Origin of the sequence: Sphingomonas sp. Leaf62 (assembly GCF_001421915.1) — a bacterium.
GTDB lineage: Bacteria > Pseudomonadota > Alphaproteobacteria > Sphingomonadales > Sphingomonadaceae > Sphingomonas.
Map to the genome: position 1 here is coordinate 96,232 of NZ_LMLN01000012.1, position 15,222 is coordinate 111,453.

A 15,222-nucleotide genomic window follows, 5' to 3' on the forward strand; every position below is an offset into this window, starting at 1 on the left:
CGCCGAGTCGCTATGCCATCGGTCGTCCGGACGGGCGGTTTCCCCCGCCGGTGGGCGAGCGGGTGCGATTCACACGCGGGCCTGGTTCCGGATTTCGTCCGTAGCGCGCGGCACGCCGCGTCCCAGCCAATGGGCGAAGCCGCCATTGCGCAGGCCGGTAATGGTGCCGATCAGCACCAGCAGCGTGGCGATGACCACGCCGATCGCGACCAGCGCCGATCGCTGCCCGCCCGATGCCCAGATCGCCGACAGCGCCCAGAAGAAGACCAGCGCATAGGGCGGGCAACCCCGGCCGGCGACCAGTGCCGCCGACGCGATCGCGCCACCGACGACCACCACCGCCGCGGCGATGAACGGCGTTTCGCCGCCGAAATAGACGCCGTGCGCGCGCAGTGTCGCGGTGATGTTGACGATCGACGCGACGGTCAGCCAACTGGCCAGCGCAGTCAGCGGCAGGACCGCGCACCACCGCTCACCGGGGGTGAAGCCCGATGGCCATGCGGCGAGAATGCGGTAGCTTTTGAGCAGGCACAGCAGCGTGAACAGGATGATCGCGACCGACGGCACACCCAGCCCGGCGACCTGCACATAGGCGGCCCATAGCGCGTTGCCGAAGAACGCCCCGGCGGCGGGGCCGCGCAACCGGGCGATCAGCACATTGTCGCGCTGGGCGGGTAGCGCCTGATACAGCGCGAACACCAGCGCGCCGGTGTAGAGCGCGCCCCAGATCGCGAACGCCCAGCCGGCGGGCGTGACCAGCGTGCGGACGGCGTTCGACTGATCGCCGATCGTTCGCCCGATGTCGATCATCGGCAGCAAGGGGGTCAGGATTTGTGCCGAAGCGCAAACCAAGGGGAGCATGCGCGACGTGAACGATACGTCGGCGATATCAGGGGATTGCGTCGTCATGGCGAGCAAACTCGCAACATTGCATTCGGTTGCCAACTGCTACTGGCATGTTGGTTCCATTATTTTTTCTGTCTGCTCCGACTAATCGGCGCACCGGGGGTGCCGGCGCGCCGAAAATGTCAGGGATTGGCCACGCTGCGCCGTTCCCCGAACCGGGCGTACAGCGTCGGCAGCACGAACAGGGTCAGCAGCGTGGCCGAGATCAGCCCGCCGATGACGACGGTGGCGAGCGGTTTCTGCACCTCCGCCCCAGCGCCCGATCCCAGCGCCATCGGCAAGAAGCCGAGGCTGGCGACGAGCGCGGTCATCGCGACCGGGCGCAGGCGGAGCATTGCCCCGGTCCGCGCCGCCTCCGCCCGGGCCATGCCACCCGCGACCAGTTGCTGGATCGAACTGACCATCACCAGCCCATTGAGCACCGCGATCCCCGACAGCGCGATGAAGCCGACCGCCGCCGATACCGAGAAATCGATGCCGCGCGCGTACAGGAGCAGCACGCCGCCGACCATCGCGAAGGGAACGCCGGTAAACACGATCGCGGCGTCACGCACCGACCGCAGCGCGCCGTACAACAGCAACAGGATCAGCACGAAACAGGCCGGGACGACCAGTTTCAGCCGGGCGGTAGCGGACGCGAGGTTTTCGAACTGACCGCCCCATTCCAGATAACTGCCCGAAGGCAGGCGGACCTTCGCCGCGATCGCCTCCTGCGCATCGGCGACGACCGAGGCGACGTCGCGGCCGCGGACATTGGCCTGCACCACGACGCGGCGCTTGCCGTTTTCGCGGCTGATCTGGTTGGGGCCGTCAACGACGCGGATTTCGGCCACGCTCGACAGCGGTACGCTGCCGCCGCCCGCAATCGGCACCGGTACGCGCTCCAGCAGTTGCAGGTCGGCGCGCTGGCTGTCGGACAGGCGGATGACGATCGGCACCCGCCGGTCGCCTTCGAAGATCACGCCCGATGGCCGCCCGCCGATGGTGGCGGTGATGACGTCCTGCACGTCCTGCGCGGTGACGCCGCGCTGTGCCATCGCCATCCGGTCGACGCGGATGTCGAGCATCGGCAAACCGGTGGTCTGTTCGACCTTCACGTCCGCCGCGCCCTTCGTCTGGCGCAGTACCGCCGCGATCTGTTCGGCGGTGCGGTTCATCGCGTCGAAATCGTCGCCGAAGACCTTCACCGCGATGTCGCCGCGCACCCCCGCGATCAGTTCGTTGAAGCGCATCTGGATCGGCTGGGTGATCTCATACGCGTTGCCGGGAATCTTGGACAGATCATGCTCGATCCGCTCGACCAGTTCCGCCTTGGGCAAACGCGGGTTTGGCCATTCGGAGCGGGGTTTCAGGATCACGAACATGTCGGTGGCATTTGGCGGCATCGGGTCCGATGCCAGTTCGGCGGTACCGGTCTTCGAATAGACGAAGCGCACCTCGGGCTGGCGTGACATCAGCCGTTCGATCGGCACCTGCATCGCCTGACTCTGCTGGACCGAGGTCGCGGGGATGCGCAGCGCCTGAATCAACAGATCGCCTTCGTCGAGCTGCGGCAGGAACACCTGTCCCAGTCCGGTAAAGGCGAGCAGCGCCACGATCAGGCTGGCGATACCCGCACCGATGGTCAGCGATGGGCGCTTCATCGCGCGGTCGAGGCCGGGTTCGTAGCGCGCCTTCAGCCACGCGACGATCCGGCCGTCCTTCTCCTCGATCCGGCGCGACAGCAGCAGCGCGATCATCGCGGGGACGAAGGTCAGCGACAGCACGAAGGCGAAGGCGAGCGCGATGATGACCGTCAGCGCCATCGGCACGAACGTCCGCCCCTCGACCCCCGACAGCGTCAGCAAGGGCAGGTAGACGAGGATGATGATCGCCTGCCCATAGACCGAGGGCCGGATCATCTCGCGCGCCGCCGCCGTCACGGTGTCGAGCCGTTCGTCGGTGGTGAGCAGCCGGCCCTCGGCATGTTGACGATCGGCAAGGCGTCGCATCGCATTTTCGACGATGATGACCGCACCGTCGACGATCAGCCCGAAATCGAGCGCACCGAGACTCATCAGATTGGCCGACACACCCGCGTGCAACATGCCGAACCCGGTCAGCAGCATCGTGATCGGGATGACCAGCGCCGCGATCACCGCCGCACGGAAATTCCCGAGCAGCAGGAACAGCACGACAATGACCAGCACCGCCCCTTCGGAAAGGTTCTTGGCGACGGTGGCGATGGTCGCGTTGACCAGTGCGGTTCGGTCGAGCACCGGCTGCACCACCACGTCGGGCGGCAGCGAGGCGTTGATCGATTTCAGCTTGTCGGCGACCGCGGTGGCGACGGTGCGGCTGTTCTGGCCGATGCGCATGATCGCGGTGCCAACGACGACTTCGGTGCCGTTTTCCGACGCCGATCCCATCCGCACCGCCTGTCCGGTCCGCACGGTCGCGACCTGATCGAGCGTGATCGGCACGCCTTCGCGGGTGGCGATGACCATGCGCGACAGGTCGGCGGCGCTGCGCACCAGCGCGTCGGACCTGACTGCCAGCCCCTCGCCACCGCGATCGACGAAGCCGCCGCCGACGCTGCTGTTGTTGCGTTCCAGCGCAGTGCCGAGGTCGGTCAGCGTCAGGTCGAGCGCCGCCAGCCGCTGGATATCGGGGACGACGAGGAACTGCTTGGCATAGCCGCCGATCGAATCGACCCCGGCTAGACCCGGCACGGTTTTCAGCAGCGGGGTGACGATCCAGTCCTGCGCGGTGCGCAGATAGGTCGCCTTGTCCTCTTCGCTGACCAGCCGTTCGCCCTCGGGCGTGATATAGCTGCCATCGGGCTGCTGGCCGGGCTCGCCGGGTTTGTGCAGGTCGTCGCCGCGATGCTGAAGCCGGACGGTGTACATATACACTTCGCCAAGGCCCGTCGCGATCGGCCCCATTTCGGGGGTGACGCCCGGCGGCAGGCTTTCCTGCACCCCCTGCAACCGTTCGCCGACCTGCTGCCGGGCGAAATAGGTGTCGGTGTCTTCCGAAAAGACGGCGGTGATCTGGGCAAAGCCGTTGCGGCTGAGCGAGCGGGTATATTCGAGGCCGGGGGTGCCGGCGAGCGCGGTCTCGATCGGGAACGAGACCTGTTTCTCGACCAGTTCGGGCGAGAGGGCGGGGGCGCGGACGTTGATCTGCACCTGGTTGTTGGTGATGTCGGGCACGGCGTCGATCGGCAGGCGATAGAGCGACCATGCGCCGATGGCGGTGGCGATGAGGGTCAGCAGCAGAACCAGCCAACGCTGCGCGACCGACCACGAGACGATGCGGGCGATCATCGATCAGTGATCCGCATGGGTGGCTTCACCCTTGCCGAGTTCGGCCTTGAGCGTGAAGCTGCCGGTGGTGGCGATCTGTTCGTTACCCGACAGCCCCTTGCGAACGACCACCGCACCGCCCGATGCGGTGCCGAGTTCGACCGGAACCGCCCTGAACCCGGTCGGGGTACGGACGAACACGACCGAGCGATTCTCGACGGTCTGGACCGCCGTGGTCGGCACGCGGATCGCGCCGGTGCCTTCGCTGCCGGTCAGGCGGATCGCGGCGGTCACCGGTTCGCCGACCCGCCACTGGCCACCGCGATTGTCGAGCGTGGCGATGGCGGGAACCAGCCGCGTTTCGGGGTCGAGCGCGGGCGAGACGAAGCGGATGCGGGCGGTCGTTTCCCGACCCGGCGCGGTGACGGTGACGACATTCCCCGGCGCGATGCGGCTGGCATCCTCGGGCTTCAGGCTGAGCGACAGCGCGACCCGCGACAGGTTGGCGACGCGGAACAGTTCGGCGTCCGCCGCGACGGTCTGACCCAGTACCACCGGGCGGGCGATCACCTGTCCGGCGATCGGGGCGACGATGCCGATGCGGTTGAGGCTGCCGCCCCCGCCGCCCATCGCGGCCATCATGGCGCTTGCCTGCGTCAACGCGATGCGCGCCTCGGTCGCGGCGGAGCGCGCGGCGATCAGATCCTGTTCGGGCGTGACCTTCTGCGCAAACAGCCGCTGTTCGCGGGCGAGATTGCTGTTGGCAAGTGTCAGGCGGGCGCGGGCGGCCTGTACCTCGCCCTTGATCTGCGCCGCCTCGCGGCTTTCGATCACCGCCAGCGTCTGTCCGCGTGCGACGCCTTCGCCGAGATTGCGGTTGAGCGCGACGACCCGTCCGCCGATCGCGGCGGAGACGACCTGCGTCGCCTGCGGATCGCCCTCGACGATCGCGGGGATTTCGATCGTCGCCGCGCCGTCGTTGGTCGGGCGGGCCAGTTCGACGCCGGCCAGCGCGATCTGTTCGGCGGTCAGGGTGACGGTCGCTTCGTCATGCTCGCCGCCATGTTCCTCGCCATGTTCGGCTTGCGCCGCTTCGTTGGTCGGGGCGTCGACGGTGTTACAGGCCGACAGCAACAAGGCGAGCGCGAGGGTCGTGCGCAATTTCATCACGGTGTCTCCGTCGACGGCGCAGGGGCGGTCAGTCGCTCCAACTGCGCACGGGCATTCTGATACTCGGCCAGCGCATCGATCGCGGCGAGCCGGGTTTCGGCAAGGGTGCGTTCGACGTCGAGCAATTCGGTCTGGCCGAACTTGCCCTCGCGATAGCCGATACGGGCGATGCGCGCGGCCTCCTGCGCCGCTGCCAGTGCCGGGCCGGCGGCGGTGCGCGCGGTGGTCGCGGCATTGGCGGCCTGTACCTGCGCATCGGTGATCGCCTGCGCGACATCGAGCGCGGTGACGCGGGCCTGCGCCTCGGCACGGGTGCGTTCGGCGCTGGCCTGCGCGATCGCCGCGCGACCACGGTCGAACAACGGGATCGGCAGCGACAATGCTACCACCGCGGCGGTATCGTTGGTCGCCTCCAGTCGCCGGATCGCCGGACCGATATTGAGGTCGGGAACGCGGGCCGCGCGGGCGAGGCGAATGCCGGCATCGGCGACGGCGATATCGGCCCGCGCCGCCGCCAGCGCGAGCGTGCCGTCGGGCAGGACGGGCGCGACGGGGCCCTGCGTGTCGGCGGGCAGGCGATCGAGCAGGCGGTCGTCGAGCGGCCCGGCCGCCGGCTGACCGATCCGGCGCGACAGGTTGGTGCGCGCCGCCTGCGCCAGTCGCTCGACGCGTTCGACCCCGGCCTCGGCATTGATGCGGGCGACCTCGGCCCGCTGCCGTTCCAGCGGTGAGGCGCGGCCAGCCTCGACCCGGATCGTGGCGACGCGGAGTGCTTCGGTGGCGATCCGGGCCTGTTCGCGCGCGGTCGCGACGCGGCGGTCGGCGGCCAGCGCGCCGACATACAGCTGTGTGATCCGCAGCCGCAGGTCGGCCGCGATGACGGCTGCCTCGATCCGGGTACGCGACAATTGTGCCCCGGCGACCGCGCCGCGCGCGCTACGCTTGCCGCCGAGTTCGATCGGTATGGCGATGCCGAGCGTCGTCTCGGCGCTGCGCAGTCCCTGATAGGCACCCGAGCCGAGGATATTTTCGACCTGCGCCTGCACCTGCGGGTTGGGGCGAAGCGCCGCGACGGCACGCGCCTGTTCGGCGGCATCGACTGCAGCGTTGGCGGCGTCGATCGACGGTGCGCGACCGCCCGCCGCCGCGACCGCCTGATCGAGCGTATAGACCGGCCCCGTGTCGGCGGGGGCGGTTTGCGCCATGGCCGGACCGGCACACGACGCCACGACCAACATGGCCGCGAACCAGATTTGCATGATGGAGACATCCCAACGAACTGCGTCAGGCCGGTCGTAACCGGCCGGTGGCGTTCGTCAGGCGGCGGGGGGCCGCAGCGCCGGATCGATCGCGCGTGACGGTGCCCCACGAATCTGCGCAAGCGTAGCGGGATTGACCGTCGCCAGCGAAAACAGGCTCAGCAAACCACGCTGCGGAACGCTGAACGTCCCGGCGTGGCAGTTGCCGTGATGGTGCAGCGCCGCCTTGTCGTTGTCGCTGCCATCGGGGCCGGTATCGGCATCGCTATGGACCGGTCCCGAACATTCGACGGTCGCCGGCCCGGCCGATTCGCGCGCATGGACCGTGGTCGCCAGCACCAGCGACGACAGCAGCAGCATGAGCAACAGGGACCAGGCACGGGTCAGCATGAGCGCGACCCTATCGCATCGCCGACGGAAAGTCACCGGGAGGCTGCCGGAAAACAACAAGGACGCGATGCTACCGTATTCGTCGGTCATGACCGGAGCGAAACCGGACCGATCAGCCGGCAGCGACGCGCTCCGCCTCGCCGGGTGCGAACCCTGCCAGATAGGGATGCCCCAACACGCGGCGGGCATTGCGTTCGCCGATCGCGGTGTCGTTGACCAGCCGGCTGCCGGCGACGGTGCGGTACTGCGCGACACAGGCGTCGATCCGCGCGAAGCGGGCCCCCGCCGCCCCGGCCCGGGTGTAGAAATCCCAATCGTTGCAATTGTGGAAGCTGGGATCGAACCCGTCGACGCGCTCGACCAGCGTGCGGCGGACCACCGACCAACTCGGCCCGATCACCCCGCCGCTGGCAAGGCCCGCACGGATGCAGTCACCGTCCCAGCCGCATTCGGGATCACCGGGCGCGGCATCGCCCTCGACCCGCGCGAACCAGCCGACGACGATGTCGCTGGCGGCACTCACCACGCTGCCGAGCAGCGCGCGCGCCGCGCCGGGCAGCCAGACATCGTCGCTGTCGAGGAACGCGATCCAGTCGGCGGTGGACAGCGCCGCGCCGCTGTTGCGCGCCTGCGATGCGCCGACGTTGCGCGGCAGGATCATCGCGACCACGCGCGGGTCGGTATCGGCAATAGCGCGGATCGTGGCGGCGCTGTCATCGCTCGACCCGTCATCGACCACGATCACGCGTTCGGGTGCCGGCACCTGCGCCAGCACGCTCGCCACCGCATCGGCGACGACGTGCGCGCGGTTGTGACACGGGATGACGACGTCGTACGACGCGACGAACGGATCGGCGGAATGCAGCATCCCCGTCCCATGCCAGAACCACGCCCACGATCAAGCGTCGCAACCGTACCGGCGCAAAGGCCGTTCGAAAACGCGCCGGTACCGCCTTGAAACTCGCCCTTTCGCAAGTTTCCAAACAGACTTTTAGCGCCCGCCGTAGCGCAGGCGGGCACCGGCATAGACATAGCGGCCGACCGGCGAGATCGGCACGTTGGTTTCGAAGCCGATATCGGGCCGCTGGTCACCCAGATTGTTGACGCCGCCATAGAAGGAGAAATCGTCGTTGACCGCGACCTGCGCCTGCACGTCGTGGCTCCACAATTCCTTGTACCGCAGATAGCGCGGATCGACGAGGCTGGGGTTGCTGTCGGTATCGATCCGCGAGAAGCGGCGGACGCCGTTCTGCCAGCGCAGATTATAGCTGAGCGTCAACGTGCCGCTGTTCCATGTCGGTGAGAAGGCGAGGGTATAGCGCGGGCGGAACGGCTGATCGACATTGTCCTCGGTCACCGCGCCCGGTGTCGCCACCTGTTCGAGCCGGTCGAGATAGCCGCCGACCAGCCGCAGGTCGAAATCGCCGATGCGCGCGGTCGAAAAGCGATAGGTGACGTTCAGTTCAGCCCCGGCGGTGCGAAAGGCGGCGACGTTCTGCGGCTGCACGGTGAAGCCGTTGATGAAGCCCGTACCCGTGCGACGGCTGATCGACCGGCAATAGGCGTTGTCGAGCGTCGGCTGATCGACGCACAACTGGGCGATGGTGTTGGCGTCTGGCGTGTTGATCGCATCGCGCAGCTCGATGTCGTACCAATCGACCGCGATCGACAGGCCGGGTACGAAATTGGGACGGAGTACGATGCCCGCCGTCCATGTCGTCGCGACTTCGGGACGCAGGTTGCGGTTGCCCTCCTGCGTACCGGGAATGAAGATCGTCGCGTCGGGATTGTTGGCGGCGGTGAAGTTCGCGAAATCGCCGCCGGCGGCGGCGATCAGCGTGCGGCAATTCTCTGCCCGGAACGACGTGCCGAGGCTGCGGTTGGCGACATAGCAGGGGTCGGAGAAGAAGTTGCTGGTCCCGGTCTGCGGACGGAAGATCTCGCCGATATTGGGCGCGCGCACTGACCGGCCGTAGGAACCCCGGACGCTGATCGCGGCGATCGGCGCGTAGATTCCGTTGAACTGCCACGCGCGGGTCGATCCGATCGTCGAATAATCGGACAGGCGACCCGCCGCACCGACGGAGAGCAGATGGGCGAAGGGCACTTCCTTCAGCAACGGCGCATTGACCTCGCCAAAGGCTTCCCAGACGTCGAAGCTGCCATCCGACGGGGTCGGAATGATATATTCGTCATACTGGTAGAAGGCATTGTCGATCAGCGCCTGTGCCGGGCGGAAGCGGCTCGATTCGCGACGATATTCGCCACCGGCGGCGAAGGCGACGGGGCCGCCGGGCAGCTCGAAGAACTGGCCGAAATCGCCGGTCACCGATGCGTTGGCGACATGCTGTTCGATCCGCGCGTTGCTGACCGGGTTGCTGAGATAATAGCCGAACGAGCGGCCATCGACGGTATTACCGCCAAAGGTGTTGACCGGAATACACCCCGCCGCCCGCGCGTCGGCCGAGCGGCACACGATCGCGCCGCTGGCATCGCGCACCGCGTCGAGGGCGTTCAGGAATTGGGTGTTGAGCCGGTCGTTCAGCTTGGTCGCGCGGACATCGGTGCGGCCATAGGTATAGGACAGGTCGTAGCTGGCATGGTCGCTGATCCGTCCGGCAAGATCGACCACGCCGCGCCACGTCCGCCGCCGGTCGCGCTCGCCGCGGCGGGGGATGTCGAAATTGTTGCGGCTAATATCGACCGAGGTAAGGCCGGCGGCGCGCGCGGCGGTCAGGATCGACAGCGGGATGAACGGGTTGTCGAGCGCGATGGTGGCCGGGTAATTACCGCCATAGCCGCTGAAGCTGGTCACCTCGCTCTGGACGAACTTGCCCTCGACCGACAGCTTGAACGCGTCCGAGACGTCGAAATGGGCGAGCGCATTGACCGCATGGCGTTCGGTGCGCGGCAGGATGTCGCCGACATAGCCCGCGACCGGCGTATCGTCGCCGCCGATCGAGTAACCGTCATTCTGCAGGAAGCGACCGGGGGTGTAGAGTGCGCCGTCGCCGCGAAACACCTGATCGCCGATCACGACATAGCCCTGGTTCGATCCATAGGGATAGCGCAGGTCGGTGACCGGTCCGATCTTGTAGCTGCCGGCTCGGGTCGGGTCGTAGCCGTCGAGGTTCACGAAATACTGGCGCTGGGCGAGCGCCAGATAATCGCGGTCGTCGTTCGCCAGCGGATCATCGGCGTTATATTCATAGGCCAGCGTCAGATTGCCGCGCCCCTCGGCGAAATTGCGTCCCGCGATCAGCGACGCGAAGCGGTTGCCGGCATCGCCGCGTTCGGAAATGCCCGCCTGCGCCCGCGCGGCGATCCCGTCGAAATCGCGACGCAGGACGAAGTTGACGACGCCCGATACGCCATCGGCACCATAGACGGCGGAGGCGGCACCGGTCAGCACGTCGACCCGTTCGATCAGGTCGGTCGGGATCGCGTTGATATCGACGGCGGCGGTGTCGGGCTGTCCGGCGACGTGGCGACGGCCGTTGACCAGCACCAGCGTCCGGTTCGGGCCGAGGCCGCGCAGGTCGAGCAGGTTCAGCCCGACCTGTCCCAGTGCGCCATCAGCCTGGTTGCGGCCGGCGGTGCGGGTGCTGTCGAGCGAGTTGGTGAGCGCGGGCACGCGTTGCAGGAAACTGGTGACGTTGGTCGTCCCCGATCGCCGAAGTTCCTCGGCACCCAACGACACGACCGGGTTGGGCGCGGCATAGTCTGGCCGGGCGATCCGCGATCCGGTGACGACGATTTCACCGCCGTCGTCGTTGCTCGTCGCGGCTTCGGGGGGCTGCGGCGTCACGGCTACGGTCTGGGCCTGTGCGGATGCTGCGGTAAGCAACGCCGCCCCGGCAAGCAGGTGACGGCGTGTGACGATCGACATGGTGACTTCCCCCGACCATCGCACCCCTTGGCGTCGAAACTGGTCGGAATGCAGAACATCCTTCGGCGAAAAAGGGTTCGGTTCGGTACGCGGTGGACCGGAATATCGGCGCGTTTCTTGTGGTTTAGCTGTCACGTCGGCTGGCGTCCGACTCCGCGATCCGGCACAGATCGACGGGTGCAGAGCGGCGACGATCATGGCGGACCGACCCGCAGGGCGATGCTCGGCCTGTTTCCCGCGCTTGCGATCGCCGGCTGCGGCAAGACGAGCGGGCCGCCGCCGCTGCGCGTCTGGGCGATGAGCTATGAGGGCGACTATTCGCCGTTCCTGATGCCCGGCTTCACCGCCGCCACCGGCATCCCGGTCGAGGTCCAGTCGCTGCCGACCACCGCGTCGCACGAAAAGCTGCTGACGGCGTATGCGGGGGGGGCGTTGCCCGACGTGTTGATGTTGTTCAACGGCTGGGTGCGCGAATTCGCGATGATCGGCGCGGTGGCACCGGTCCCGTCGCCCGCGCTGAGCGCCGGATTGTTCCCAGGCATCCGCGACGCGCTGCGCATCGAGGGGGTCGATTATGCGGTGCCGTGGTCGGTCGCGCCGCAGGTCCAGTATTATCGCACCGACATCGTCGCCGAGGCCGGCTATGCCACGCCGCCGCTCGACTGGGCCGGGTGGCTGACGATGGCGCGGGCGATCAAGCGGCGGCGGCCCGACGATTACGTCTTCCTGATGCTGCTCAACTGGCCCGGCGCGCTGCTGACGATGATGACGCAGGCGGGCGCGACGATGCTGCGCGATCAGGCGACCCGCGGCAATTTCCGGTCCGAACCGGTGCGGGAAGCCTTTGCCTATTACGCCAATCTGTTTGCCGAGGGACTGGCCCCGCGCGCAGCATCGACCGAGGTGCAGGACCCGCTGGCCGCATTCGCGCAGGGGTTTTTCGCGATCTGGCCGAGCGCGCCGACGACCTTGCTCGACCTGCGCCGCCGCGCCGCCGATATCGCGCCCGATCGCTGGGGCACCGCGCGGCTGGCCGGGCCGAACGGGCCGGGGCCGGTGTCGGGCGATAGTGCCGCGCTGTGCGTGTCGGCCACGACCGACCGGCCGGCGGAGGCTTGGGCGCTGGTGAGGCACATGACATCGCGCACCAGCGAGCTGACGTTTCAGCGGATGATCGGCAATCTGCCCGCCCGGCTGGATGCATGGGATTCGCCGCAACTGGCGCTGCCGGTACTGCGCGCGTTTCGCGAACAGATGGCGCAGCCGGCACCGATCCCGCCGGTGGTCGAATGGGAACGCATTCAGGGCGAGATTCAGCTGGCCGCCGAACGGGTGGTGCGCGGACTGCAAACGATCGGCCAGGCGCTGACCGCACTGGACAAACGGGTCGATCAGCTGCTGGCGCGGCGCCGGGCGCTGGTCGATGCGGGGAAGATCGCATGACCCGCCAGTCGCGCGCCGCATGGCTGTTCACCGCACCGGTGCTGACCATCATCCTGATCGTGCTGGTGATCCCGACGATCGCGGCGATGGCGCTGTCGGTCACCGATTATTCGGTCTATGCGCTGGCCGATCCGGGCAATCTGCATTTCATCGGCATCGACAATTTCGTCGAGCTGCTGGCGACGCCGTTATTCTGGCGGTCGCTGAAGAACACGCTGATCTTTGCGGTATTGGGCGTGCCGATGGCGATCGGTACCTCGCTGCTCGCCGCCTTGCTGTTGAACGACGCGACGGTCCGGTGGAAGCCGTTGTGGCGCGTCGCGCTGTTCGCGCCCTATGTCACCAGCGTCGTCGCGACGGCTGTCGTGTGGCGGTTCCTGTTCAACGAACGGTTCGGCCTGCTCAATCAGGGGCTGGCGCTGATCGGCATCGCGCCGATCGACTGGCTGGGCAATCCGAACAGTTCGATCCCCGCCATCCTGATCTTCGTCACGTGGAAGATCTTCGGATACAACATGATCGTGTTCACGGCCGCGCTGGCGGCGGTGCCGCAGGACCTAATGGAGGCGGCGCGGCTCGACGGGGCAGGGCGGTGGTTGCGGTTCCGCCACGTGACGTTGCCGGCGATCGGGCCGACGCTGCTCTTGGCAGCAGTGATGAGCGTCGCGGGGTTCCTGCAAATCTTTGCCGAACCCTATGTCATGACGCTGGGCGGACCGGCGCAGAGCACGACGACGGTGCTGTATTTCATGTTCGAGGAAGGGTTCAAATGGTGGAACCTCGGACAGGCAAGTGCGGTCGCCTTCGTCCTGTTCGTCATGATCCTCCTCATCACCTGGGTCCAGACCCGCATCGGCAGGCGTAACGAATGGCTGTGAGCAAAGTGCGCGTGGTCGTCGCCAATGCCGCGGTCGTCGCGCTGGTCGCGCTGACCGTTGCGCCGCTGGTCTATATGGTCGTCGTGTCGTTCATGCCGCGCGGCGAGTCGGGCACGTTGCCGATCCCGCTGTGGCCGTCGCGCTGGTCGCTGGAGAATTATCACGAACTGCTGGTCCGGCGGCAGATCGACGGGGCTTGGTTCGATTATCGCATCCTGCCGGCGCTGCGCAACAGCTTCGGCATCGCCATGCTGTCGACGCTGCTCGGGCTGCTGCTGACGGTGCCGGCGGGCTATGCCTTTGCAAAGCTGCGGTTTCGCGGGCGCGAGCGGTTGCTGAAACTGCTGATCGCCGCACTGGTAGTTCCCGGACAGGTGGCCATGCTCCCCCTCTTCCTGCTCTTCCGCCATCTGGGGCTGGTCAACAGCTATGCCGGGGTGATCCTGCCGGGGCTGGCGGGGATTTTCGGCGTGCTGTTCGTGCGGCAGGCGACGCTGGCGATCCCCGACGAACTGATCGATGCGGCGCGGATGGACGGGGCGAGCGAGATGCGCATCTTTCGCGCGATCGTCCTGCCGCTGCTGACGCCGGTCGTCGTCACGCTGGCGCTGTTCACCTTTCTGGCGAGCTGGAACGATTTCATGTGGCCGCTGGTGATCCTGGCCGACCAGCAGCGCTATACCCTACCCGTCGCGGTCGCCGCGATCGCGCGCGAACATGCCGCCGATGGCGAATTGATGATGGCGGCATCGGTGGTCACGACGATGCCGGTGCTGCTGATCTTCCTGCTGCTCCAGCGTTATTATCTGACCGGGCTGCTGGGCGGCGGGGTCAAGGGATAGGCCCGGCCATCGGTGGCAAAGACATGGGCGTCGCCCGGCGGGATCGAGAAATGCAGCGTCTCGCCAAGCGTCACCGAACGGTCGCCGGGCAGCTGGGCGACGATCGTATCGACATCGCCCCGTGCGCCGAGATGCGCGAACGACAACGGTCCCAGTCGTTCGAACAATTCGACCGCACCCACGAATGGCCCGTCGTCATCGGGCACCAGGTGTTCCGGGCGTACGCCGAGCGTCACCGACGTGCCGACATCGTCGATGCCGACCAGTGCCGCCGTCGCGACCAGCGCGCCGTCGGTCAGGCGCAGCGTCGCTCCAGCCGGGGTGACGGCAGCGAGCGTGCCGGGCAACAGGTTCATGCCCGGCGATCCGATCGCGGCCGCCACCGCGATGCTTGCCGGGCGGCGATAGACGTCGATCGGCGCACCGACCTGTTCGATCCGCCCCGCGCTCATCACGACGATGCGGTTGGCGAGCGTCATCGCCTCCAGCTGGTCGTGCGTCACGTAGATCATCGTCGCGCCCAGCTGCTGGTGCAGGCGCGCGAATTCGTGCCGCATCCGCGCGCGAAGCGACGTGTCGAGGTTGGAGAGCGGTTCGTCGAGCAACAGCACCTGCGGCCGGCGGACGATCGCACGGGCGATCGACACGCGCTGCCGCTGCCCGCCCGACAAGGCGCGGGGGCGGCGGTCGAGCAGGCCGGTCAGGTCGAGCATCGCCGCCGCCTCGGCGACGCGTTCGGCGATTTCGGTTTTTGGCAGGCCAGCGACTTTCAGCGGAAAGGCGATGTTCCCGGCAACAGTCAGATGCGGGTAGAGCGCATAGGACTGGAACACCATCGCCACGCCCCGTTCGGCGGGCGGCGCGTCAGTCACGTCGCGCCCGCCGATCAGGATACGGCCTTCGCTGGCGGTTTCCAGTCCGGCGATCATCCGCAGCAGCGTCGATTTACCGCAGCCCGACGGGCCGACCAGCACGACGAATTCGCCATCGGCGATGGTCAGGTCGCTGGGGACCAGTGCCACGGTGTCGCCGTAGCGCTTCCCAAGTCCCGCAATATCGACCGCCGCCATGATCTCTCCCGCTTGTTACAGCGGCTTACGCGTAATCACGGGCGACGCAACGATTGGTGCGGTAACGGCAGTTCAGTGAGTCCCGGCG

At 67.5% G+C, this 15,222-nt stretch carries 12 protein-coding genes; 4 read left to right on the forward strand and 8 right to left on the reverse strand.

Annotated elements, in window-relative coordinates:
- Positions 1-69: 69 nt before the first annotated feature.
- Entirely contained in the window at positions 70-810 is a 741-nt protein-coding gene (locus ASE91_RS07435) for a hypothetical protein (protein ID WP_200911213.1), read from the reverse strand.
- Here ASE91_RS07435 and ASE91_RS19915 point away from each other — a divergent pair.
- A complete protein-coding gene (locus tag ASE91_RS19915) occupies positions 800-994 on the forward strand; it encodes a hypothetical protein (RefSeq protein ID WP_162233633.1) in 195 nt (64 codons plus the stop codon). The genes ASE91_RS07435 and ASE91_RS19915 overlap by 11 nt on opposite strands.
- A 34-nt stretch (positions 995-1,028) precedes the next feature.
- Here the strand turns inward: ASE91_RS19915 and ASE91_RS07440 are convergent, their stop codons facing one another.
- The 6 genes from ASE91_RS07440 to ASE91_RS07465 all read right to left on the reverse strand — a co-directional run bounded on the left by ASE91_RS07440 (position 1,029) and on the right by ASE91_RS07465 (position 10,901).
- Positions 1,029-4,214, reverse strand: coding sequence for an efflux RND transporter permease subunit (locus ASE91_RS07440; RefSeq protein ID WP_056624443.1), 3,186 nt, complete (start codon positions 4,212-4,214; stop codon positions 1,029-1,031).
- A 3-nt stretch (positions 4,215-4,217) separates the two neighbouring features.
- The gene (locus ASE91_RS07445; RefSeq protein WP_056624446.1) at positions 4,218-5,360 is read right to left on the reverse strand and encodes an efflux RND transporter periplasmic adaptor subunit; all 1,143 of its coding nucleotides are present in this window, start codon (positions 5,358-5,360) and stop codon (positions 4,218-4,220) included.
- A complete protein-coding gene (locus tag ASE91_RS07450; protein WP_056624450.1) occupies positions 5,360-6,622 on the reverse strand; it encodes a TolC family protein in 1,263 nt (420 codons plus the stop codon). Before ASE91_RS07450 ends, ASE91_RS07445 begins: the two co-directional genes overlap by 1 nt.
- A gap of 57 nt (positions 6,623-6,679) precedes the next feature.
- A complete protein-coding gene (locus ASE91_RS07455; RefSeq protein WP_156357720.1) occupies positions 6,680-7,012 on the reverse strand; it encodes a hypothetical protein in 333 nt (110 codons plus the stop codon).
- A gap of 112 nt (positions 7,013-7,124) precedes the next feature.
- Positions 7,125-7,880 (reverse strand): glycosyltransferase family 2 protein, encoded by a 756-nt coding sequence (locus ASE91_RS07460; protein WP_055996509.1) that lies wholly within the window; start codon positions 7,878-7,880, stop codon positions 7,125-7,127.
- 123 nt (positions 7,881-8,003) lie between these two features.
- On the reverse strand, positions 8,004-10,901 hold the full coding sequence (locus tag ASE91_RS07465; protein ID WP_082453883.1) for a TonB-dependent receptor plug domain-containing protein: 2,898 nt from the start codon (positions 10,899-10,901) through the stop codon (positions 8,004-8,006).
- Positions 10,902-11,078: 177 nt separating this feature from the next.
- Here ASE91_RS07465 and ASE91_RS07470 point away from each other — a divergent pair, with 177 nt between their 5' ends.
- From ASE91_RS07470 to ASE91_RS07480, 3 genes are read left to right on the forward strand one after another with little or no spacing between them, the layout of a single operon-like run.
- The gene (locus tag ASE91_RS07470) at positions 11,079-12,344 is read left to right on the forward strand and encodes an extracellular solute-binding protein (protein WP_056624456.1); all 1,266 of its coding nucleotides are present in this window, start codon (positions 11,079-11,081) and stop codon (positions 12,342-12,344) included.
- Positions 12,341-13,222, forward strand: coding sequence for a carbohydrate ABC transporter permease (locus tag ASE91_RS07475; RefSeq protein WP_056624460.1), 882 nt, complete (start codon positions 12,341-12,343; stop codon positions 13,220-13,222). The genes ASE91_RS07470 and ASE91_RS07475 overlap by 4 nt, the downstream gene beginning before the upstream one ends.
- Positions 13,213-14,064 carry a carbohydrate ABC transporter permease gene (locus ASE91_RS07480; protein WP_056624463.1) on the forward strand — a complete coding sequence of 284 codons (852 nt, stop codon included), beginning with the start codon at positions 13,213-13,215 and terminating at the stop codon, positions 14,062-14,064. Before ASE91_RS07475 ends, ASE91_RS07480 begins: the two co-directional genes overlap by 10 nt.
- Here ASE91_RS07480 and ASE91_RS20935 read toward each other — a convergent pair.
- Positions 14,025-15,134, reverse strand: coding sequence for an ABC transporter ATP-binding protein (locus tag ASE91_RS20935; protein WP_056624466.1), 1,110 nt, complete (start codon positions 15,132-15,134; stop codon positions 14,025-14,027). The two genes, ASE91_RS07480 and ASE91_RS20935, sit on opposite strands and share 40 nt — an antisense overlap.
- Positions 15,135-15,222 lie beyond the last annotated feature (88 nt).